Genomic DNA, 20,556 nt, shown 5'->3' on the forward strand with positions numbered 1-20,556 from the left:
GGGGGGGGGGGGGGGCGGGGGGGGGGGGGGCCCGGGGGGGGCCCCCCCCCCCCCCCACGACCGGACGGATCAGTCGGGGACCTCGCGGGTGCGGGCTCCGCGGGGGTCGAGCTCCTCACGGATGAGGCGAAGCTCCTCCGCATCGGGCAGACGCGTGGTCGCCGCGGCGGAGACGTCGAGGGGGAAGCCCGTGGCGTCGGCGACCGCCTGCGGATCGACGCCGGGGTGGATCGAGCGGACCCGGACGCGTCCCTCCTCGTCGTAGTCGAGGACCGCCAGGTTCGTCACGATCACGCCGAGACGATGGAAGCGCAGTCCGGCGTCTCGGGCGCGGTCGTTCCCCACGCCGGAGACCATGTCGACCGCGCCGACGAAGACCCGCGGGCTGTGCCTCGACACCCAGTAGTCGACGCGGTGGTTCGCGGTGTTGCCGGGGGCGCCGCGGACCCCGATGAGCTGGCGCTTCGGGCGATCCCAGTCGCCGATGAGGGAGATGTTCTGGTTCCCGTACCGATCGATCTGGCTGGCGCCCATCATGCTCTGCCGTCGCCCCGTCGCGAGGATCTCGAAGATCCGGCCGAACGGGGCCCATCCCTCGATGGTGCCGCCGCCGGCCGCGCTGCGCCCGAGCGGCGGCGGGTCGCTCATAAGGAAGGCCTCGCCGTCGGTCAGCACGATGTCCGGCGCGGAGGTGCGCCGGGCGAGCCGGGCGCCGATGGTCGGGATGGTGCCCACGGCGTGGGCGAGCACCTCGCCGGACGAACGGTAGGTGTCTGCGCAGGCGGCGACGCAGATCTCGGCGAGGGTGGCGGGCGCGGTCATGACTCTCCCTGAGCGGCGTGGAAGCGGGCGACGGCGGCGTGGTATCCGGCGTCGTCGGTGTCGAGGTAGGTCCGGGCGAAGGCGGCCCAGGCGTCGGAGTCCTTCGCCGCGGCGGCGTACTCCCGCTGGAACGCCTCGTCGCGGGGATAGTCGGGCTCGCAGGTCGTGAAGTGCGCGCCGCGCGGAGCCTCGACGACGGCGTCGACGTACATCCGGCTGAACAGCAGGGTGTGGAAGGAGGCCTCGTCGAGCAGGCTCTCGGTGGGGACGATCTTCTCCGCGGACACGATGGTGCGCTGCGCCGCCATCGCGAAGAGGTCGTCGAAGTACGGGTCAGGGCCCAGGTACTGGCTGTTGCCGGCGGCGTCCGCGCGGTTCATGTGCACGAGCGCGACGTCGAGGGGCAGCGCGGGCATGGCGACGTACTGCTCCTCGGAGTACGGGGAACGGATGGTCTTCAGTCGCGGGTTCGCCGGCAGCACATCGGAGCCGAGCCCGGCGAGGATCGGCTGGAAGTCAACCCGCTGCCCGGCGGCCCGGAGGCCGGCGACGAACATGCCCTCGTCGTACTCCTCGACCTCGAACGCGCCCTCCTCGCGGGCCCGCGTGAACAGCGGGTCCAGGGGGATGCTGTCCAGCGAGACGAAGCCGTAGACGAGCTTGCGGATGCGTCCGGCGGCGGCGAGCAGGCCTACGTCGGGCCCGCCGAAGGCGACGACGGTCAGATCCGTCGCGTCCGTGCGCAGCAGGGCGCGGACGAGGGCCATCGGCTTGCGCCGGGATCCCCATCCGCCGATGCCCACCGTCATCCCGCTCCGGATCGAGGCGACGGCCTCATCCAGGCTGGTCCGTTTGTCGGCCATAGTGCTCCTTCTCCGCGACTCTGCGAACAGCGCAAACCTAGCGCTTGTTTGGTCCCTACGCTAGCATGGCGTCTCGCGGACAGGTCGAGGAGGACGTCGTGAGGGAAGCCACCGGACCCGGGCACACGATCGTGACCGGAGGGGCGAGCGGCATCGGCGCCGCGGTCGTCGAGCGGCTCCTCGCGCGGGGCGGCAGGGTGACCGTCTTCGACCTGGTGCCGTCCGTCGCCGACGACGTGCCTTCCGTCCGGGTGGACGTCAGCGACGAGGGCGCCGTCGACGCCGCGGTCGCCGCGTGCGCGGCCGAAGAGCCGGTCACCGGCGTGGTCCTGTGCCACGGCATCCGCGGCGCGTACGTCCCCGCGCTGGACATCGCTCTGGACGCCATGCGGGGGCAGTACGAGGTCCACGTCATCGGGGCCCTGGCCGTGTCCCGCGCCGTCGTCCGCCGACTCGGCGGTCTTCCCGCGTCGATCGTCATGGTGTCGTCCACGACGGCCTACCGGGGATGGGCGAACCAGGCGGACTACGGCACGGCCAAGGCCGCCGAACGTCAGCTGATGGAGAACCTGGCGATCGAATGGGCGCCGAGCGGCGTCCGCGTCAACGCCATCGCCCCGGGTCACACCCGCACCCCCATGGTCGAGGACCTGGAGCGGACCGGCTACGACCTCACGGCGGCCGAGGCGCGTACGCCCCGGGGTCGGCTGGCACGGCCGGAGGAGATCGCGGAGGCGATCGTGTGGATGCTCTGCGACGCCACGCACGTCTACGGGCAGTGCCTTCCCGTGGACGGCGGATGGACGGCGGCGGGGAAATGATCCCGACCCGCGCCCTGGGGGACCTGCGCGTCTCGGCGGTCGGCTTCGGCGCCATGACGATGACGCAGACCCGGGAGACGGACCGCGCACGCGGCGTCCGTGCGGTCCACGCGGCCCTGGACGCGGGCGTCACCCTGTTCGACACCGCCGACAGCTACGGTCCGACGGGCGACATGGGCGTGAACGAGACCGCCCTGGTGCGGGCCCTGCGCGCGGTGCCCGGAGCCGTCGACCGCGTCGTCATCGCCACGAAGGGCGGGCACACGCGGGGACCGAACGCCACCTGGTGGATCGACGGATCGCCGGAGCATCTCGCCGCGGCCGCGCGGGCGTCCCTGCGCCGGTTGGGTCTGCCGGCGCTGCCGCTGTACCAGCACCACCGACCGGACCCGAAGGTGCCATACGCGGACTCGATGGGGGCGCTGCGCCGGCTCGTGGACGAAGGGCTCGTGATGCGGGTGGGCGTCTCGAACGTGGACGAGGCGCAGCTCGACATCGCCCAGGACGTGCTCGGAGACGCGCTGGTCAGCGTGCAGAACGAGTACTCTCCGCTGAGCCGGGACAGCCACGCGGTGCTCCGCGCCTGCGAACGGCGGGGGCTGGCGTTCCTCGCCTGGGGGGCGCTCGGCGGGATGAGGGCCGCGAAGGGACTCGCGGACGCGGCGCCCGCCTTCCGTCGCGTCGCCGAGCGCCGCGGGGTGAGCGTGCAGCGGGTCGCGCTCGCATGGCTCCTGACCCTCTCCGACCGGATGATCCCGGTGCCGGGCGCGAGCCGCCCGGAGAGCGTGCGCGACTCCGCGGCCGCAACGGACCTGGTCCTGGAGGAGGCCGAGCGCGCCGAGCTCGCGGGCGGTGTCGGGGAGCGGACTCAGTGAGGCTCTTCGAGGAGCTCCACGCGGACGTCGTCCGGGCCCAGGACGTAGACGTACCGGAACCCCTCCATCGGCCCGTCGGTCGCCGTCATCGGCGCGGACAGGGCGCGGTATCCGAGGTCCGCGACGCGGCGCAGACGCTCGTCGATGTCATCCACGAGCAGGGCGGGGTGCGCCGCGCCGATGCTGCCGTTGTCGGGATCGACGCGCCGGGAGCCGCCGCCCCGGTACTCGGCCAGCTCGATCACCGTGCCGCCGTCGCCGAAGCCCAGGAACGTGAGCAGGATCCGGATGCCTGGGTATCCCGTGGCCGCCTCGACCGCCGGACCGCTCTTCTCCCGGGGGCGGACGACGTCGACGGCGCCCAGGGCCCGGTAGAACTCCACGCTCCGCTCGGTGTCGCTCACCGTGATCCCGATGTGATGCAGCCGTGTCACGGGCGCTCCTCCCTCCCGGGGCGCCGACCCGCCCACCCACCATCCCTCACGGAAGGACCGTCATGACGACAACCCCTCTCATCCGCCTCGACGACACGGTCGTCGTGCTCACCGGCGCCGCCGGCGGCCAGGGGCGCGCACACGCCCGGCTCCTGCACGGGCTCGGCGCCCGGCTCGTCCTCACCGACCTGGACGAGGCCGCGGTCGCCGGGGTCGCGGACGCTCTCGGCGACCGCGCGATCGGCCTCGCCCACGACGTCTCCTCGCGCGCCGACTGGGACGCGGTGGCGGAGGCCGCCCGTCGGGCGTTCGGCCGGGTGGACGTGCTCGTCAACAACGCCGGCTACTGTCCGACGGGTCCGCTGGAGGACGCCGAGGAGCGGACGATCCGGCTCACCATGGATGTGAACGCGATCGGTCCGATGCTGGGGATCCAGGCGATGCTGCCCCTGATGAAGGCGAGGGGCGGATCGATCGTGAACGTCTCCTCGACGGCGGGTCTGACCGGCTACGCGGACCGCGTCGCGTATTCCGCGTCGAAGTTCGCGCTCCGCGGCATCACCCGCTCCGCGGCGCGGGAGCTCGGGGTCCACGGGATCCGGGTCAACTCCATCTGTCCCGGGGCGGTCGACACGCCCATGATCAGCGAGGACACGCGCGCGGGGGTCGGTTTCATCGCGGGCATCCCGATCCCGCGTGCCGGCCGCCCGGAGGAGGTGTCGAACCTCGTGGCGTTCCTCGCGAGCGACGCCAGCAGCTACTGCACCGGGCAGGACTTCGTCATCGACGGCGGCGTGACGGCCTGAGCCGGCGCGGCGGCGGATCATGCGGGCTGCAGCGCCCAGTCCGCCGCCCGCGCCCGCTGCTCGGCCGCGGTCCCGAAGAGCTGCCCCAGTGCGTGCGCGCGCTTGAACACGAAGTGGGCGTCGTGCTCCCAGGTGATCGCGATGCCGCCGTGCAGCTGGATCATCTCGGCGGCGACGGCGTCGAGGGTCTCGCTGCACCAGGCCTTGGCGAGCCGGGCGAGCGGCGTGCGCTCGGCGGATCCGTCCGCGACCGCACGCGCGGCCGCTCTGGTCGTCGTCGCGGCGGTCTCGACCCGGACGTGCAGATCGGCCAACCGGTGCTTGACCGCCTGGAAGGAGCCGATGGGCCGCCCGAACTGCACGCGCTGCCCGACGTACGCGAGGGTGCTCGCCAACGCCCGGGCGGCGGTGCCGCTCTGCAGGGCGCTGACGGCGGTCAGGGCGTGGTCGAGGACGAGTGGGAGCACGTCCGGCGCGCCGTCGCCGAGCGGGCGGGCGGCGACGTCCTCGAGGTGCAGGGTCGCGACACGCAGCCCGGGGTCCACGGCGGGGGTGACGTCCCGGCGGACCGTGCCCGGCTCCAGGAGCTCGAAGAGGCGGGCGCCGTCGGCGGTGTTCGCGATGACGACGAGGACGTCCGCCGTCGCGCCCTCGAGCACCAGCGGGATCCGGCCGGTCACTCGCCAGGGCTCGCCGGGGGTCGCCGTGACCGCGACACGCTCGGGGCCCCACCGGCCGTCCGGCGCCGCCCAGCCGAGCGCGCCGATGCTCGTGCCCTCCGCGAGGCCGGGCAGCAGACGCGCCGCCGCCTCGTCATCGTGCGTCGCGAGGATGGCCTGCGCCGTGATCGCCACGGAGCCGAGGTAGGGGGAGGGCGTGAGACCGCGACCGAGCTCCTCGAGCACGAGGTGCGTCTCGAACGTGGAGAACCCGGCCCCGCCGGCCTCCTCCGGGATCGCGAGCGAGGCGGCGCCGATCTCCGTGCACAGCACCCGCCAGAGCTCGGTGTCGTATCCCGCGTCGCTCTCGAGCGCCGCCCGCATCGCGCGGTCGTCCGAGCGCTGTGCGAGGACCGCGCGGACGAGCTCGATCAGCTCCTCCTGCTCCTCGGTGACGGTGAAGTTCATGCTCGCTCCCTCGCGCTCGAGCCGTCGGACAGGATCGCACCGGCGACGCGGGCGCGGTGCTGGGCGGGCGTGCCCCAGACGCGGGACAGCGCGGGGACGAGCCCGAGCCAGATCCGCAGCGGGTGCTCGGCCGTGTAGCCGATCGCGCCGTGCACCTGCAGGGCGACGCGGGCCGCGCGGGTCGCCGCCTCGGACGCGGCGATCTTCGCGGCCGAGCTGTCCCGGTCGCCCGTGCCGGTGTCGGCCGTGAGCGCCGCGTTCCACAGCAGCGGCCGGGCGAAGCTCAGCGCGACCCGCACGTCGGCGAGCTGATGCTTGAGCGCCTGGAACTCGCCGATCGGGCGCCCGAACTGCTCGCGCACGCCGGCGTACTGCACCGCCTCCCGAAGGAGGCGCTCGCCGGCGCCGAGCAGCACGGCGGAGGCGGCGAGCACGGCCTCGCGCTCGGCGGAGGCGCGCGCATCCGGCGCGATCGCCCGTCCTTCTCCGTCGGCGGCGAGGACGCCCAGCCGACGGGTGGGGGCCAGGGACTGCCCCGTCCGCTCCAGCGTCGCCGGGGCGATGCGGTCGCCGTCGACCACGTACCGCAGCGTCGCCGCGTCCGGGTCGGGCGCGAACGGCGAGAGGCCGGACACGGCGGCGGTCGCCACGGCCCCGCCGACGAGCGCGGCGCGGTCCGCCTCGGAGATCAGGCGCGGCAGCAGTGCGACGGTCTCGACGTAGGGCCCGGGGACCCCGTGGAAGCCCAGGCGTTCGAAGACCACGACGAGGTCGTCCAGGCCACCGCCGAAGCCCCCTTCCGTCTCGGGCACGCGCAGACCCGTGAGGCCCAGCTCCGCGAACTGCGCCCACAGTGCGAGCCCGGCGGAGAGGTCGCCGGCGGCCCAGCTCTGCGCGACGTCCGCCCCTCCGGCGGCCTCGACGACGTCGTCGATCGCCGCGGCGACCGCGTCCTGTTCCTCCGTGGTGAGCAGACGCATCAGGACCGCCTTCCGTCTCCGCCGCGCGGGAGCCCGAGGATCCGCTCCGCGATGATGTTGCGCTGCACCTCGTTGGTGCCCGCGTAGATCGGCCCGGCCAGCGCGAACAGATAGTCCTCGGCCCAGCGCCCGTCGTCGACGGCGCCCGCGCCGCGCAGCTCCGCCTCGGCGCCGAGCAGATCCAGACCCGTCTGCTGGATGTGCAGATCGAGCTCGGACCAGAACACCTTGTTCATGCTGCCCTCCGCACCCACCTCGACGCCGTCGAGCATCGCGCTGACCGTGCGCCAGGTGAACAGCCGGTACGCCTCGGCGCCGATCCAGGCGTCGACCACGTCGTCGCGGCTCGTCGGCGACGCGGACGCCGCGCGGTCGTCGTACAGGTCGATCAGCCGGTCGGCGGCGGCGAGGAAGCGCCCTGGGGCGCGCAGTGACAGCCCTCGCTCGTTGCCTGCGGTGCTCATCGCCACCCGCCACCCGTCCCCCGGGGCCCCGAGCACGTCGTCATCGGGCACGAAGACGTCGTCGAAGAAGATCTCGGCGAAGCCCGTGCCGCCGTCCAGCTGCTCGATCGGCCGGACGGTGATCCCGTCCGCGTCCAGGGGGAACAGGAAGTAGGTCAGCCCGCGGTGGCGCTGCGCCTCGGGGTCCGAGCGGAACAGGCCGAACCCGCGGTCCGCCCACGCCGCCCGCGAGCTCCAGATCTTCTGGCCGTTCAGCACCCAGCCGCCGCGTTCCTCGTCGCGCCGCGCGGTGCTGCGGATCGCGGCGAGGTCGCTGCCGGCGCCGGGCTCGGACCAGGCCTGCGCCCAGATGAGGGAGCCGTCGGTCATGGGGCGCAGATACCGCTCGCGCTGCGCCGGTGTGCCGTGCTCGAAGAGGATCGGGGCCAGCAGGGAGATCCCGTTCTGCGCGACGCGGGTCGGCGCCCCGGCCCGGTAGTACTCCTCCTCGAAGAGCACCCACTCGACCAGCCCGGTCCCGCGCCCGTTGTACTCCTCGGGCCATGCGACGACCGACCAGCCGCCCGAGGCGAGGGTCGCCTCCCACGCGCGGTGGGCCGCGAAGCCCTCGGCGGTGTCCATCGACGGCAGCGGTGCGGGCGGGACGTGCGCGCGCAGCCAGGCGCGCGCCTCGGCGGCGAACGCCTCCTGCTCCGGTGTGAGATCGAGGTTCATGCCTTCTCCCCGTCGCGGATCGTGCGCGCGGTGACACCGGCGAGCGAGTCCCCGCCGACCTCGGCGTTGTGCGCGTGGGCGGCGTGATGCAGCCCGAAGACGGAGTCCATCCCGGCGCGCATCCCCTGCAGATCCTCCGCCTGGTTCACCGCCTTCTTGGTCAGCGCGAGGCCCAGGCGCGGCATGCGGGCGATCCGCTCCGCGATCGCCAGCGTCCGCCCCTCGAGCTCCTCGCGCGGCACGACGTGGTTGACCATGCCGAGCTCGTACGCGCGGTCGGCGCTCATCCGGTCGCCGGTGTACAGCATCTCCTTCGCGGCGCGCGGGTTCGTCACCCAGGGGTGCGCGAAGAACTCGACGCCGGGGATCCCCATGGTCACGACCGGATCCTGGAAGAACGCGTCCGCAGAGGCGACGATGAAGTCGCACGACCAGGCGAGCATCAGCCCGCCCGCGATGCAGGCCCCCTGCACCATGGCGATCACGGGTTTCGGGATCTCCCGCCACCGGCGGCACATGCCCAGGTACACCTCGGACTCGCGCGCGAACCGGGAGTCCACGCCCTCGGCGCCGACGTGGTCCCACCAGATGACGGCCCGGCGCTCGAAGCTCTGGTCGATGTCGCGCTCCGGGGTGCCGATGTCGTGCCCGGCGCAGAAGTGATCCCCGTTGCCGCCGAGCACGATGGCCTTGACGTCGTCGTCGTCCACGGCGCGGACGAACGCGGCGTCGAGGGCGTAGGTCACCTTCGAGTTCTGCGCGTTGCGGTAGCGCGGCCGGTTGAGGCGGATGACCGCGACCTCGCCGCGGACCTCGTAGGTCACGACGGGGTCGTGTTCGTCGGTGCTCATGACCCGTTCCTCCTTGAACGTCGGCGGCGGTCCGTGCGGCTGCCCGGACAGGAACCAAACAAATGCTTGGTTTCTTGATACTATACGGGAACACCGTGCCGCTGGCCACGACGTCTCGATGAGGAGGACAGGGTGGATGGGACAGACACCGCGCAGGACGCGGAGTTCCGGGCCGAGATCCGAGGATGGCTCGAGGAGAACCTGACCGGACGCTTCGCCGACCTGCGCGGTCGCGGCGGATCCGGCCGCGAGCACGAGATGTTCGAGGAGCGGCTGGAGTGGAACCGGCACATGGCGGCGGCCGGGTGGACCTGCGTCGGCTGGCCGGTCGAGCACGGCGGACGCGGGCTGAGCCTCGCCCAGCAGGTCATCTTCCATGAGGAGTACGCGCGCTCGAACGCGCCGGCCCGGGTGAACCACCTCGGCGAGGAGCTGCTCGGCCCCACGCTCATCGCGCACGGCACACCGGAGCAGCAGGCCCGGTTCCTGCCGAGGATCGTCGGCGTCGAGGAGCTGTGGTGCCAGGGGTACTCCGAGCCGGGCGCCGGCTCCGACCTCGCGGCGGTCTCGACGCGCGCCGTGCGGGACGGGGACCGCTGGGTCGTCAACGGGCAGAAGGTGTGGACGTCGCTCGCGCAGCACGCGCAGTGGTGCTTCGTCATCGCCCGGACCGAGGCGGGGTCGTCCCGCCACCGGGGCCTGTCCTATCTGCTCGTCCCCATGGACCAGCCCGGTGTCGACGTGCGCCCGATCCTGCAGCTCACCGGCACCAGCGAGTTCAACGAGGTCTTCTTCGACGACGCCGTCACGGAGGCGGGCCTCGTCGTCGGTGCCGAGGGCGAGGGGTTCGCCGTCGCGATGTCCACGCTCGGATTCGAGCGCGGCGTGTCCACGCTCGCGCAGCAGATCGCCTTCCGCCGCGAGTTCGACGAGGTCGTCGCGCTCGCCGAGCGCAACGGCGCCGCGAACGACCCTCTGCTGCGCGACCGCCTGGTCCAGGCCCGGATGGGCCTGGAGGTCATCCGCCTCCATGCCCTCCGCACCCTCGGGGGAGAACAGGGGCACGACGCGTCCGTGACGAAGCTCCTGTGGTCGGGCTGGCATCGCGCGCTGGGGGAGCTCGCGATGGCCGTCGCCGGCCCCGACGCCCTGACCGTCTCCGAGCCGCCCTACATCCTGGACGATCTGCAGACCCTCTTCCTGTTCAGCCGCGCCGACACCATCTACGGCGGGTCCGACGAGATCCAGCGCAACGTCATCGCCGAGCGCGTGCTCGGCCTTCCCCGAGAGGCACGACCATGAGCAGCATCCCGCACCGTCCCGTCACGAGCGCGCCGGAGTACGTCCCCGGCCACGGTCTCCTCGAAGGACGACGGGTCGTCGTCACCGCCGCGGCGGGTGCGGGCATCGGCTCCGCCGCCGCGATCCGGTGCCTGGAGGAGGGGGCCGCGCTCGTCGTGCTGGGCGACACCCACGCCGGGCGGCTGGAGGAGGCCCGCGTCGAGCTCAGCGCCCGGTTCGGCGAGGAGCGCGTGCGCACGGTGTCCTGCGACGTCACCGACGAGGAGCAGATCGCCGACCTCTTGGACGCGGCGGAGGAAGGCGGGCCCCTCGACGTCCTCATCAACAACGCCGGGCTCGGCGGCTCCGTCTCGATCCTCGACATGACCGACGAGCAGTGGTCGCGGGTGCTGGACATCAGTCTCACCGGCACGTTCCGCTGCATCCGGGCGGCCGGACGCCGCATGGTCGCGGCCGGAACGCAGGGCGTCATCGTGAACAACGCCTCGGTGATCGGCTGGCGGGCTCAGCAGGACCAGGCCCACTACGCCGCGGCCAAGGCGGGGGTCATGGCACTCACCCGCTCGGCCGCGATGGATCTCGCCGCCCACGGCATCCGCGTCAACGCCGTCTCCCCGAGCCTGGCCATGCACCCCTTCCTGGAGAAGGTGACCACCCCCGAGCACCTGGAGGCGCTGAAGGCGCGTGAGGCCTTCGGGCGCGCCGCGGAGCCGTGGGAGGTGGCCAACGTGATGGTCTTCCTCGCCAGCGACTACTCCTCCTACATGACCGGCGAGGTCGTGTCCGTCTCCAGTCAGCACGCCTGACCGCCGTCCCCCGTCCGTCCATCACGAAGGATCCCCCCATGAGCACTGCCTACATCGTCGACGCGGTCCGCACCCCGGTCGGCAAGCGCGGCGGCGCGCTCGCCGGCGTGCACTCCGCCGACCTCGGCGCCCACGCCATCGGTGCGCTCGTCGAACGCACCGGGATCGACCCGGGGGCCGTCGACGACGTCATCATGGGCTGCACCGACACCCTCGGCTCCCAGGCCGGCAACATCGCCCGGACGGCATGGCTCGTCGCGGGGCTCCCCGACCACGTCCCGGGCGTGACGGTCGACCGGCAGTGCGGGTCGAGCCAGCAGGCGATCCATTTCGCCGCCCAGGCGGTGATGAGCGGCACGAACGACCTCGTCGTCGCCGGGGGCCTGCAGAACATGTCAGCGATCCCCATCTCCGCCGCGATGGCCGCCGGCGCCGCCTACGGCTTCACGACGCCGTTCGCCGAGTCCCCCGGCTGGCGGGCGCGGTACGGCGACCAGGAGGTCTCGCAGTTCCGCGCGGCCGAGATGATCGCCGCGCACTGGGGGATCACGCGCGAGCGGATGGAGGAGTTCGCGCTCGCGAGCCACCACCGCGCGATCGCCGCGATCGACGACGGACGCTTCGCCGGCGAGATCGCGCCCCTCGACGGGATCGCCACGGACGAGGGCCCCCGGCGGGAGACCTCGCTGGAGCGCATGGCGGCGCTCCCCACGCTCGTCGACGGCGGCCGGATCACGGCGGCCGTGGCGTCGCAGATCTCCGACGCGGCGGCGGCGGTCCTCATCGCCTCCGAGCAGGCGGTCGCCGACCACGGGCTCACGCCGCGCGCGCGGATCCATCACCTGTCCGTGCGCGGCGCGGATCCGGTGTGGATGCTGACGGCCCCGATCCCGGCGACCCGGTATGCGCTAGAGCGCGCCGGGATGACCGTGGACGACATCGACCTGTTCGAGACGAACGAGGCCTTCGCGTCGGTCGTGCTCGCCTGGATGGACGAGCTGAACGTCGACCACGGCAGGGTCAACGTCAACGGCGGAGGCATCGCTCTCGGCCACCCGATCGGGGCGACCGGCGCACGTCTGATGACCACGCTGCTGAACGAGCTCGAGCGCACCGGCGGGCGCTACGGCCTGCAGACGATGTGCGAGGGCGGCGGCGTCGCCAACGTGACGATCATCGAGCGCCTCTGAGCCGTCGAGTGGTCAGTTTCTGTGGGTTCACGGCCGCCGAACCCGCAGAAACTGACCACTCGACGTCAGAGGAGGTGGGCGGCGGCGGCGCGGAGGTGGGCAGCGGCGTCGCGGACGACCCGGTCGACGAGCTCCTCGCAGCTCGGCAGGTCGTCGATCAGGCCGACGACCTGCCCCGAGGCGAGCATGCCCGCTCCGGTGTCGCCGTCGACGAGCCCCGCCTTGAGCAGCATCGGCGTGTTCGCCGCCTGCGTCATCTGCGCCCACGACCGCCCGGTCGCCTTCTTCATGGACAGTGCGTCCTTCGCCAGGCCCAACCAGCTCAGGCCGGACATCCGCTTGAACTCGAGCGACCGGCGCAGGGTCGGCAGCAGTCGGCCGATCGCGCCCGTGCGCTCGAGCCCCTCGACGTACTCCGTGCGCAGGAGCCGGTGCGGCATCCCGTCGGCCTTGGTCGTCACGATCGTCCCGTCCAGTCCGAACTCCAGATAGCGCCGCTTGATCGCCTCGGGCACGGCGCTGTCGCTCGTCAGCAGGAAGCGCGTCCCCATGCCGACGCCGACGGCGCCGTAGGCGAGCGCCGCGGCGAGGCCGCGCCCGTCGTGGAATCCGCCCGCGGCGATCACCGGGATGTCGACCGCCGAGACCACGGAGGGCAGCAGCAGCGAAGTGGGCACGGCGCCGGTGTGCCCGCCGCCTTCCCCGCCCTGGACCATCACGGCGTCCGCGCCCCACGACGCCACCTTCTCGGCGTGACGGACGGCGCCGATCGACGGGATCACGACGATGCCGTGGTCCTTCAGCTTCGCGATGAGCTCCTGGCGCGGCGCGAGCGCGAAGCTCGCCACCGCGACCCCGTGCCGGATGAGGAGGTCGATGCGCTCCTCGGCGTCCCCGGCGTCCGCGCGCAGATTCACCCCGAAGGGACGGTCGGTGCGCTCCTTCACCTCCCGGATCGCCCGCTCCAGCTCGGCGAAGGACATGGTCGCCGAGGCGAGGATGCCCAGCGCGCCCGCTCGCGCTGTCGCGCTGACGAGGCGCGCCCCGGCGACCCAGCCCATGCCGGTCTGCACGATCGGGTGGTCGACGCCGGTGAGCCGGGTGAGCGCGGTGGAGATCATCGGGGGAGTGCTCATGGGGAGGGGACCTCTCTGTCTCTGAGGCGCCGGGGATCGAGGCGTTCGCGGATGAGGCGGAGCTCCTCGGCGTCGGGCACGCGGGTGGTTCCGGCGTCGTCCGGAACGTGGAGGGAGAAGCCGGTGGCCGCCTTCACCTCGGCGACGGTCACGCCGGGGTGCACGCTGACCAGCGTCAGGGAGTCTCCGGGGCCGGAGAAGTCCAGCACGGCGAGGTCGGTCACCACGCGCCGGACGTCGTGGAAGCGGTCGGAGCCCTCGGCCACGGCCCGGGCGCGCCCGACGCCGGTGACGACGTCGACGGCAGGGACGAAGACCCGCGGGGCATGCCGCGCGATCCAGTAGCTGGTGGCGTGGTTGGCGGTGTTCGTCGCCGCCGCGCGGGCGCCGAGGAGCTGCCGGGCGGGCCGGTCGCGCTCCCCGATCGCGGAGAGGTTCTGATTCCCGAACCGGTCGAGCTGGGCGGCGCCCATGATGACGTGGCGTCGTCCTCGGGCGATGAGCTCGAAGAGCTCCCGGTACGGCAGCGGGGCCTCGGGCTCCTGGAACGGCTCGTCGATCGCGGGGGTGTCGGCGTAGAGGGTGGCCTCGCCGTCGCTGAGCAGCAGCCGGGGCGCATGGGTGAGGCGGGCCAGGCGCGCGCCGATGGTCGGGATGACGCCGGTGGGGCTGGCCAGGATCGCCCCGGCGCCGCGGAGCAGGTCGCTGCACGCCGCGACGGCGACCTCGGCCCGCGAGGCGTTCACGCCCGGGCCTCCGCGTGGAACCGCGCGACCTCGGCGCGATAGGTCGCCTCGTCGACGTCGACGAAAGACCGGCGGAAGTCGTCCCACGCCTCGGGCGAGGCGGCCGCGGCGACGTACGCGCCCTGCAGGGCCTCGTCGCGCGGGGCGAACGGCGGGTGCGCGGTGAACCCGGCGCCCCCGGGGCACGGAACGACCCGATCGATCTCGGTGCGGTTCAGGACGGTGGCCGTGTGCCCGGCGCCGGTCAGCAGCGCGGACGTCGGCACGACCTCCTCCACCGAGGCGACCGTGCGGGCGGCCGCGCGGGCGAAGAGGTCGTCGAAGTGCGCGTCCGGGCCGAGAACCACGGCGGTGCCGTGCTCGTCCGCCCGATCCAGGTGCACCAGGGCCAGATCGAGCGGCACCGCGGGCATGGCGACGAGGACCTCCCCGTCGGCGTAGGGCGAGGTGATCGTGCGGATGTCCGGGTTCCGGAGCACGGCGTCGGATCCGGCGCCGGCCCGCGTCGCCTCGAACGGGAGACGGCGCGAGGCCGCGCGGAGCCCGGCGACGAGCATCCCCTCGTCCAGCTCGACGCTGCGGACCTCCCCGCGCTGCCGGCGCGCGGCGAAGTGCGGATCGATCGCGACGGTGTCCAGGGAGACGAAGCCGTGGACGACGGTCGAGGCCTGCCCGGTGGCGCAGAGGATCCCGACGTCCGGTCCGCCGAAGCTCACGACCGTCAGATCCCGGACTCCGGATCGGACCACGGCACGGACCAGCGCCATCGGCTTGCGGCGCGATCCCCAGCCGCCGATCCCGATCGTCATCCCGTCGCGCAGGAGCGCGGCGACGTCGTCGAGGGCGAGGAGGGCGTTCACGTCTCCAGCGGCCCGCCTGTCGCGACGAACTCGTCGCGGTGCTCGTCGGCGACGCCCGCCAGGTTGAGCTCGAAGGTGAATCCCTGCTCGAAGCGGTAGCTGCGGTTCGGGTCGATCGGGTCGATGCCGTTGAGCGCCTCCTTCGCGGCGCGGATGACGCGAGGGTCCTTGGCGGCGATCTCGTCGGCGAAGGCGACCGCCTGGGCGTCGAGCTCCTCGCGGGGCACGACGGCGGTCACGGTGCCGAACGCGGCGAGCTCCTTCGCCGTCACGGTGCGGCTGGTGTAGTACATCGCCCGGAGCATGTGGTGCGGGACCAGGCGCGCGAGGTGGGTCGCCGCGCCCAGGGCGCCGCGGTCGACCTCGGGAACGCCGAAGTAGGCGTCGTCCGCGGCGATGATCACGTCGCTGTTGCCCACGAGGCCCACGCCGCCGCCCAGGCAGAAGCCGTTGACCGCGGAGACGACGGGGACGCGGCACTCGTAGATGGCCTTGAACGCCTCGTAACAGCCGCGGTTCGCGCCGAGGATCCCGCGGAAGCCCTCGATCCTCTGCATCTCCTTGATGTCGACGCCGGCGTTGAAGCCGCGGCCCTCGGCACGGAGGACCACGACCCGCGTGCGGTCGTCCTCGGACGCCTCCCGCAGGGCGGCGGCGACGTCGAACCACCCGGCGACGGGGAGGGCGTTGACCGGGGGATAGGCCATCGTGATGATGCGTACACCGTTGTCGCGCACCGTTGCGGAGAGTGTCATCCAGGTTCCTAACCTAACGTTTGCTCAACACCCTAACACTTGCTTGGTTGAGTGGGTAGTGTGGGTGCCGACCGACACCCACGGCGTCATCGACGCGGACTCGAAGGAGAGCAGCACCCATGACCGGAATCCTTGACGGACGCGTCGCGATCGTGACCGGGGCAGGACGCGGGATCGGGCGCGAGCACGCCCTGGAGCTCGCCCGGCAGGGGGCGAGAGTCGTCGTGAACGACCTCGGCACGGCCCTCGACGGCGACGGCGCCTCCTCGGGGCCCGCGCAGGAGGTCGTCGACCTCATCCGGGCCGACGGCGGGGAGGCCGTCGTCAACGGCGCGGACGTCGCGGACTTCGCTCAGGCGAAGGGCCTCGTCGATCAGGCGATCGCCGACTTCGGGCGCCTGGACATCCTGGTCAACAACGCCGGCTTCGTCCGGGACCGCATGCTCGTCAACGCCGAGGAGAGCGAGTGGGACGCCGTGATCCGCGTCCACCTGAAGGGGCACTTCGCGCCGCTTCGCCACGCCGCCGCCCACTGGCGGACGGAGGCCAAGGAGGGGCGCATGCCGACGGCCCGCGTGATCAACACCTCCTCCGGCGCGGGACTCCAGGGCAGCGTCGGGCAGGCGGCGTACTCGGCGGCCAAGGGCGGGATCGCGTCGCTGACCCTCGTGGCCGCGCACGAGCTCGCCCGCTACGGCGTGGGGGTCAACGCCCTCGCCCCCTCGGCCCGCACCCGCATGACGGAGGGCGCCTTCGCCGACGCGATGGCGGCTCCGGCGGACGGCTTCGACCGGATGGACCCGGCCAACGTCTCGCCGGTCGTCGCCTGGCTCGCCAGCGCCGACTGCGACGTCACGGGACGGGTGATCGAGATCGAGGGCGGACGGATCTGCCTGGAGGACGGCTGGCGCCATGGTGCGTTCCGGGACGCGGGACGACGCTGGCGGGCCGAGGAGCTCGGCGAGGTCGTCCGTGCGCTCGTCGCCGAGGGCGCCGAGCCCGAGCCGGTGTACGGCGCATGAGCGCGGCGGAGGCGCCCGAGCGGGGGACCGTGCCCGCGGGGGACTGGGCGGGCCGGCCGCTCGGAGAGCGGACCGTCGGCTACGACGAGCGGGACGCGATCCTCTACGCCCTCGCCGTGGGCGCGCGGGCTGACCAGCTGGATCTGGTGTTCGAGGATCGGCTGCGGGTGCTCCCCACCTTCGGGCTCACCCTGGCGCAGTGGGCGCCGGACGTCCTGGCCGGCAAAGGGGCGTTCGACGCGCGGTCCGTGCACGGGGCGCAGAGCCTGGAGGTGCGGGGGGAGCTCCCGAGGGCGGGGGAGATCCGGCTTGCCGCGCGGGTCGGCGCCGTCTGGGACAAGGGCTCCGCCGCCGTGTTCGAGGTCATCGTGGAGAGCGATCTGTTCGCCGCGACGTGGTCGATCTTCGCCCCCGGGCGCGGCGGCTTCGGCGGCGACCGCGGACCCGGGCGCGAGGCTCCCCAGGAGCGCACATGGGTTCAGGAGCGGGTCGTCCGCACCTTCGCCGAGCAGGCCGCGCTCTACCGGCTGACCGGCGACCGGCACCACATCCACATCGATCCCGACGCCTCCGCGCGGATCGGGCAGCCCCGCCCGATCCTGCAGGGTCTGTGCACCCTCGCGACCGCGGCAGGGGCCCTCGCCGAGGCGCGCGGCGCCCATCCGGCGGACCTGCGCACGCTCTCCGGTCGCTTCAGCGGCCCGGTCGTCCCCGGCGACGCCCTCCTGCTGCGGGACGCGGGCGCCGCGGACGGCGCGTTCGAGGTCCTCCGCGACGCGGCGCCGGCGATCTCCGACGGCCGGGCGGTGTTCGCATGAGCCGGGTGCTCGTCGTCGGTGGGACGGGGATGATCGGCGGACGGATCGTCGCGGACCTCGCCGCCGACGGGGACGAGGTCGCCGTGCTGTCGCGGACGGGCTCGGACCCGGTGCCGGGCGAGGCGGGGCCGCGCCTCGTCGGCGACTACACCGCGCGGGCGGGGGAGCCGGGGTCCGTGGGCGCCCGCGAGCTGGAGGGCTTCGACGCCGTGGTCTTCGCCGCGGGCAACGACATCCGGCACGTGCGGGCCGAGCACGAGGACGAGGCGTTCTGGGAGCGGACGCAGAGCACGGGCGTGCCCGCGTTCGCGGCGACCGCCAAGGCGGCGGGCGTCCGACGTCTCGTGCAGATCGGGAGCTACTATCACCAGCTGCACCCGGAGTGGGCCGATCGGATCCCGTACGTCCATGCGCGCAGGCTCGCGGACGAGCGCACGCGGGCGCTGTCCGGGGACGGGTTCGCGGCGATCACCGTCAACCCGCCGTCGATCGTCGGGATGCGGACCGGACGCGACGTGCGCGGGTACGCGCGCATGGTCGCCTGGGTGCGCGGCGAGCGGCCCGAGCCGCCGCTGTTCGCGCCTCCTGGCGGCACGAACTACATGTCGCTGCGCTCGTTGTCCCAGGCCGTGCGCGGCGCGCTGGCGCACGGCGAGCCCGGCACGGCCTACCTCGTCGGCGATGAGAACCACACCTACCGCGACTACTTCCAGCTCCTCGCGGATGCCGCCGGAAGCGATCGGGTGATCGAGGAGCGGGACGAGGAGCACCCCTTCCAGCCGGATCGGTTCATCGTCCAGGGACGCGGCGCGGTCATCGCGTACGAACCCGATCCGGCGGAGGTGCGGCTGCTCGGATACGGCCGCGACGACGTGGCCTCGGCCCTGCGCGAGATCGTGCGGGCGGTGGACGAGGCGGCGTCGGGGGCGGACCCCCGCCCGGATAGAATCGAGAAGGCGTGAGGAGCAATCGATGAAGATCTTCGTCCTGGTGAAAGAGGTCCCCGACACGTACGGGGACCGCAAGCTGGATCTGACCACCGGCCTGGCCGATCGGGCCGCCGGTGACGTGGTGCTGGATGAGATCACCGAGCGCGCGCTCGAGGTCGCCCTGTCCTACGCCGACGCGAATGCGGGCACCGAGGTCGTCGCCGTGTCGATGGCGCCGGAGTCCGCGACGGCCTCCGTGCGCCGGGCCTTGGCCATGGGCGCGGGATCCGCCGTGCACGTCGTCGACGAGCAGCTGCGGGGCGCCGACCTGGGTGTGACCGCCGCGGTCCTGGCGGCGGTCGTGCGCCGCGGCGAGCCGGACCTCGTTCTCACCGGCAACCTCTCCACGGACGGCTCGGGCGGGATGCTCCCGGCGATGCTGGCCGAGCACCTCGGCTTCGCGCAGCTGACCGCCCTGAGCGCGGTGACGATCTCCCCGGACGCCGTGAGCGGCACCCGCGTGACGGACTACGGAGCGCAGGAGGTCTCCGCGCCGCTGCCCGCGGTCGTCTCGATCACCGAAGCGCTGCCGGACGCGCGCTTCCCGAACTTCAAGGGCATCATGGCGGCCAAGAAGAAGCCGCTGGAGGTGCTGAGCCTCGCCGACCTGGGCGTGAGCGTCGATCCGGCCGAGGCCCCGCAGACGATCATGACCGCGGTCGCGGAGAAGCCGCCGCGGGCGGCCGGTGTGAAGATCACGGACAAGGGCGACGCCGCCGCGCAGCTGGTGGAGTTCCTCGCGCAGAACAGGCTGGTGTGACATGGGATACCCCGAGAATGCGATCCTCGTCCTCGTCGACGTGACCCCCGCGGGAGAAGCGGCGCCGAGCACCGCGGCCCTGCTGGGCGCAGCGGCGACGCTCGGCGCGCCCGTCGCCCTCGTCGCGGCACCGGCCGGTACCGCACAGGCGGCGGTCGAGGCCGCCGCGGCCGCCGGAGCCGAGGTGGTGCTGACAGCGGACGCCGACGCCGCCGCTCTGACCGTCCCGATCGTCGACGCCCTGCAGGCCGCCTATACGGCCGTGCGCCCCGACGCCGTCCTCGTGTCGAACTCGATCGCGGGGCGCGACGTCGCCGGCCGTCTCGCCGTCCGCGAGCGCCTGGCCCTCTCCGTCGACGCGATCGGCGTCTCGCGCGACGACCAGGGCGTCGTCGCGCACCACTCGGTGTACGGCGGGGCGTTCCTCGTCGACTCCGCGCCGACCTTCGGCGTCACGGTCATCACGATCCGCCAGGGGGCCGTGGAGGCCAGGGCCGAGGCGAAGCAGGCGCGCGTCGAGGCCCTCGACGTCACCTCGTCGGCCGCCCCCGCCGCGTCGGCGGGGGAGATCCAGGCGGTCGAGGCGACGTCCTCGCGCCCGGAGCTGCGCGGGGCGAAGGTCGTGGTCTCGGGCGGGCGCGGACTCGGGTCGAAGGAGGCGTTCTCGCTCGTGGAGGAGCTCGCCGATGAGCTCGGCGGAGCGGTCGGCGCCTCCCGTGCGGCCGTCGACGCCGGATACATCCCCTACGCCCACCAGGTCGGGCAGACCGGCGTCTCGGTCTCCCCGCAGCTCTACATCGCCCTGGGGATCTCCGGCGCGATCCAGCACCGAGCGGGCATGCAGACGGCCAAGACGATCGTCGCGATCAACAAGGACCCCGAGTCCCCGATCTTCGACGTCGCCGACTTCGGCATCGTCGGCGACCTCTTCACGGTCGTCCCGCAGGTGATCGAGGCGCTGCGGGCGCGGAAGTAGGCCGCCATGGCGACGATGCGCAGAGGCCTGCCCCGCACCGCAGGCGGCGATCCGTGGCCCCCCGAGGGTGCCGCGCCCGACACCGCCGTCGACGACGAACCCACCGCGGGGCCGTCGCCCGCCGAGCCGTCGACGCCCGACGTGCCCGCAGCAGACACGGCGCCGGTGGCCGATGCGGCCCTCGCCGCCGAGACCGCTCCGGCCCCCGCCGCCGAGACGCGGGACGTGTCCGCGCCGGCGGCGCACGGCGCCGGACGCCTGCGCCGGGGGCTGCCCCGGGTGGCGGGCGGCGATCCCTGGCCTCCGTCCGGCACCGTCCCCGCCCCCGCGTCCGCTGCGGCCGGGAGCACGGCGACGACCGGCGCGGCCGCGCCGTCCGCGGCTGCGGTCGAGGCCGAGGCGCCCGCGGTCCCGCGACCCGAGCCCGCGTCCGTTTCCG

Annotated in this window: 22 protein-coding genes and 1 pseudogene; 12 read left to right on the forward strand and 11 right to left on the reverse strand. The window is 73.4% G+C overall.

Features of this window, described 5'->3' with window-relative positions; genetic code table 11:
* Positions 1-69: 69 nt before the first annotated feature.
* Both V6R91_RS11545 and V6R91_RS11550 read right to left on the reverse strand, forming a co-directional pair.
* Positions 70-822, reverse strand: a complete 753-nt coding sequence (locus tag V6R91_RS11545; protein ID WP_336395510.1) for a CoA-transferase subunit beta — start codon at positions 820-822, stop codon at positions 70-72.
* Positions 819-1,685, reverse strand: coding sequence for a CoA transferase subunit A (locus V6R91_RS11550; protein WP_271062303.1), 867 nt, complete (start codon positions 1,683-1,685; stop codon positions 819-821). Before V6R91_RS11550 ends, V6R91_RS11545 begins: the two co-directional genes overlap by 4 nt.
* A 98-nt stretch (positions 1,686-1,783) precedes the next feature.
* Here V6R91_RS11550 and V6R91_RS11555 point away from each other — a divergent pair, with 98 nt between their 5' ends.
* Positions 1,784-2,506, forward strand: coding sequence for an SDR family NAD(P)-dependent oxidoreductase (locus V6R91_RS11555; protein ID WP_336395511.1), 723 nt, complete (start codon positions 1,784-1,786; stop codon positions 2,504-2,506).
* Complete coding sequence (locus V6R91_RS11560; protein WP_336395512.1) at positions 2,503-3,381, forward strand: aldo/keto reductase; 879 nt, start codon at positions 2,503-2,505, stop codon at positions 3,379-3,381. The genes V6R91_RS11555 and V6R91_RS11560 overlap by 4 nt, the downstream gene beginning before the upstream one ends.
* On the opposite strand, the gene V6R91_RS11565 is transcribed toward V6R91_RS11560, so the two are convergent.
* Positions 3,375-3,815 (reverse strand): VOC family protein, encoded by a 441-nt coding sequence (locus V6R91_RS11565; RefSeq protein WP_067242420.1) that lies wholly within the window; start codon positions 3,813-3,815, stop codon positions 3,375-3,377. The two genes, V6R91_RS11560 and V6R91_RS11565, sit on opposite strands and share 7 nt — an antisense overlap.
* A gap of 62 nt (positions 3,816-3,877) precedes the next feature.
* Here V6R91_RS11565 and V6R91_RS11570 point away from each other — a divergent pair, with 62 nt between their 5' ends.
* Positions 3,878-4,621 (forward strand): SDR family NAD(P)-dependent oxidoreductase, encoded by a 744-nt coding sequence (locus V6R91_RS11570; protein ID WP_336395513.1) that lies wholly within the window; start codon positions 3,878-3,880, stop codon positions 4,619-4,621.
* A 17-nt stretch (positions 4,622-4,638) separates the two neighbouring features.
* Here the strand turns inward: V6R91_RS11570 and V6R91_RS11575 are convergent, their stop codons facing one another.
* The 4 genes from V6R91_RS11575 to V6R91_RS11590 are packed head-to-tail and all read right to left on the reverse strand — an operon-like array spanning position 4,639 to position 8,757.
* A complete protein-coding gene (locus tag V6R91_RS11575; RefSeq protein WP_336395514.1) occupies positions 4,639-5,748 on the reverse strand; it encodes an acyl-CoA dehydrogenase family protein in 1,110 nt (369 codons plus the stop codon).
* On the reverse strand, positions 5,745-6,728 hold the full coding sequence (locus V6R91_RS11580; protein ID WP_219086385.1) for an acyl-CoA dehydrogenase: 984 nt from the start codon (positions 6,726-6,728) through the stop codon (positions 5,745-5,747). Before V6R91_RS11580 ends, V6R91_RS11575 begins: the two co-directional genes overlap by 4 nt.
* The gene (locus V6R91_RS11585; protein WP_271062309.1) at positions 6,728-7,906 is read right to left on the reverse strand and encodes an acyl-CoA dehydrogenase family protein; all 1,179 of its coding nucleotides are present in this window, start codon (positions 7,904-7,906) and stop codon (positions 6,728-6,730) included. The genes V6R91_RS11580 and V6R91_RS11585 overlap by 1 nt, the downstream gene beginning before the upstream one ends.
* Positions 7,903-8,757, reverse strand: a complete 855-nt coding sequence (locus tag V6R91_RS11590) for an enoyl-CoA hydratase (protein WP_336395515.1) — start codon at positions 8,755-8,757, stop codon at positions 7,903-7,905. Before V6R91_RS11590 ends, V6R91_RS11585 begins: the two co-directional genes overlap by 4 nt.
* A gap of 132 nt (positions 8,758-8,889) precedes the next feature.
* Here V6R91_RS11590 and V6R91_RS11595 point away from each other — a divergent pair, with 132 nt between their 5' ends.
* The 3 genes from V6R91_RS11595 to V6R91_RS11605 are packed head-to-tail and all read left to right on the forward strand — an operon-like array spanning position 8,890 to position 12,055.
* Positions 8,890-10,059, forward strand: a complete 1,170-nt coding sequence (locus V6R91_RS11595; protein ID WP_271062311.1) for an acyl-CoA dehydrogenase family protein — start codon at positions 8,890-8,892, stop codon at positions 10,057-10,059.
* Positions 10,056-10,865, forward strand: coding sequence for an SDR family oxidoreductase (locus V6R91_RS11600; RefSeq protein ID WP_336395516.1), 810 nt, complete (start codon positions 10,056-10,058; stop codon positions 10,863-10,865). The genes V6R91_RS11595 and V6R91_RS11600 overlap by 4 nt, the downstream gene beginning before the upstream one ends.
* 38 nt (positions 10,866-10,903) lie before the next feature.
* Entirely contained in the window at positions 10,904-12,055 is a 1,152-nt protein-coding gene (locus tag V6R91_RS11605) for an acetyl-CoA C-acetyltransferase (protein WP_336395517.1), read from the forward strand.
* Between the two features lie 65 nt (positions 12,056-12,120).
* Here the strand turns inward: V6R91_RS11605 and V6R91_RS11610 are convergent, their stop codons facing one another.
* Genes V6R91_RS11610 through V6R91_RS11625 form a run of 4 tightly spaced genes read right to left on the reverse strand, consistent with a single transcriptional unit; the run spans position 12,121 to position 15,552 of the window.
* Positions 12,121-13,191, reverse strand: coding sequence for an NAD(P)H-dependent flavin oxidoreductase (locus V6R91_RS11610; RefSeq protein WP_271062172.1), 1,071 nt, complete (start codon positions 13,189-13,191; stop codon positions 12,121-12,123).
* Positions 13,188-13,937, reverse strand: a complete 750-nt coding sequence (locus V6R91_RS11615; protein WP_271062173.1) for a CoA-transferase subunit beta — start codon at positions 13,935-13,937, stop codon at positions 13,188-13,190. The genes V6R91_RS11610 and V6R91_RS11615 overlap by 4 nt, the downstream gene beginning before the upstream one ends.
* Positions 13,934-14,797: a CoA transferase subunit A gene (locus V6R91_RS11620; protein WP_271062174.1), complete on the reverse strand. Its 864-nt coding sequence runs from the start codon at positions 14,795-14,797 to the stop codon at positions 13,934-13,936. Before V6R91_RS11620 ends, V6R91_RS11615 begins: the two co-directional genes overlap by 4 nt.
* Positions 14,794-15,552: an enoyl-CoA hydratase family protein gene (locus tag V6R91_RS11625; protein WP_067242386.1), complete on the reverse strand. Its 759-nt coding sequence runs from the start codon at positions 15,550-15,552 to the stop codon at positions 14,794-14,796. Before V6R91_RS11625 ends, V6R91_RS11620 begins: the two co-directional genes overlap by 4 nt.
* Positions 15,553-15,671: 119 nt before the next feature.
* Here V6R91_RS11625 and V6R91_RS11630 point away from each other — a divergent pair, with 119 nt between their 5' ends.
* The 6 genes and pseudogenes from V6R91_RS11630 to V6R91_RS11655 form a co-directional block, all read left to right on the forward strand.
* Positions 15,672-16,574, forward strand: coding sequence for an SDR family oxidoreductase (locus V6R91_RS11630; RefSeq protein ID WP_271062176.1), 903 nt, complete (start codon positions 15,672-15,674; stop codon positions 16,572-16,574).
* On the forward strand, positions 16,571-17,392 hold the full coding sequence (locus V6R91_RS11635; protein WP_336395518.1) for a MaoC/PaaZ C-terminal domain-containing protein: 822 nt from the start codon (positions 16,571-16,573) through the stop codon (positions 17,390-17,392). The genes V6R91_RS11630 and V6R91_RS11635 overlap by 4 nt, the downstream gene beginning before the upstream one ends.
* Complete coding sequence (locus V6R91_RS11640; RefSeq protein WP_271062178.1) at positions 17,389-18,354, forward strand: NAD-dependent epimerase/dehydratase family protein; 966 nt, start codon at positions 17,389-17,391, stop codon at positions 18,352-18,354. The genes V6R91_RS11635 and V6R91_RS11640 overlap by 4 nt, the downstream gene beginning before the upstream one ends.
* A 10-nt stretch (positions 18,355-18,364) precedes the next feature.
* The gene (locus tag V6R91_RS11645) at positions 18,365-19,141 is read left to right on the forward strand and encodes an electron transfer flavoprotein subunit beta/FixA family protein (protein WP_336395519.1); all 777 of its coding nucleotides are present in this window, start codon (positions 18,365-18,367) and stop codon (positions 19,139-19,141) included.
* Between the two features lies 1 nt (position 19,142).
* On the forward strand, positions 19,143-20,117 hold the full coding sequence (locus V6R91_RS11650; RefSeq protein ID WP_336395520.1) for an electron transfer flavoprotein subunit alpha/FixB family protein: 975 nt from the start codon (positions 19,143-19,145) through the stop codon (positions 20,115-20,117).
* A 6-nt stretch (positions 20,118-20,123) separates the two neighbouring features.
* Positions 20,124-20,556, forward strand: a pseudogene (locus V6R91_RS11655) (cytochrome b/b6 domain-containing protein); the annotation flags it as partial.

The organism is Microbacterium sp. CCNWLW41 (assembly GCF_037083505.1).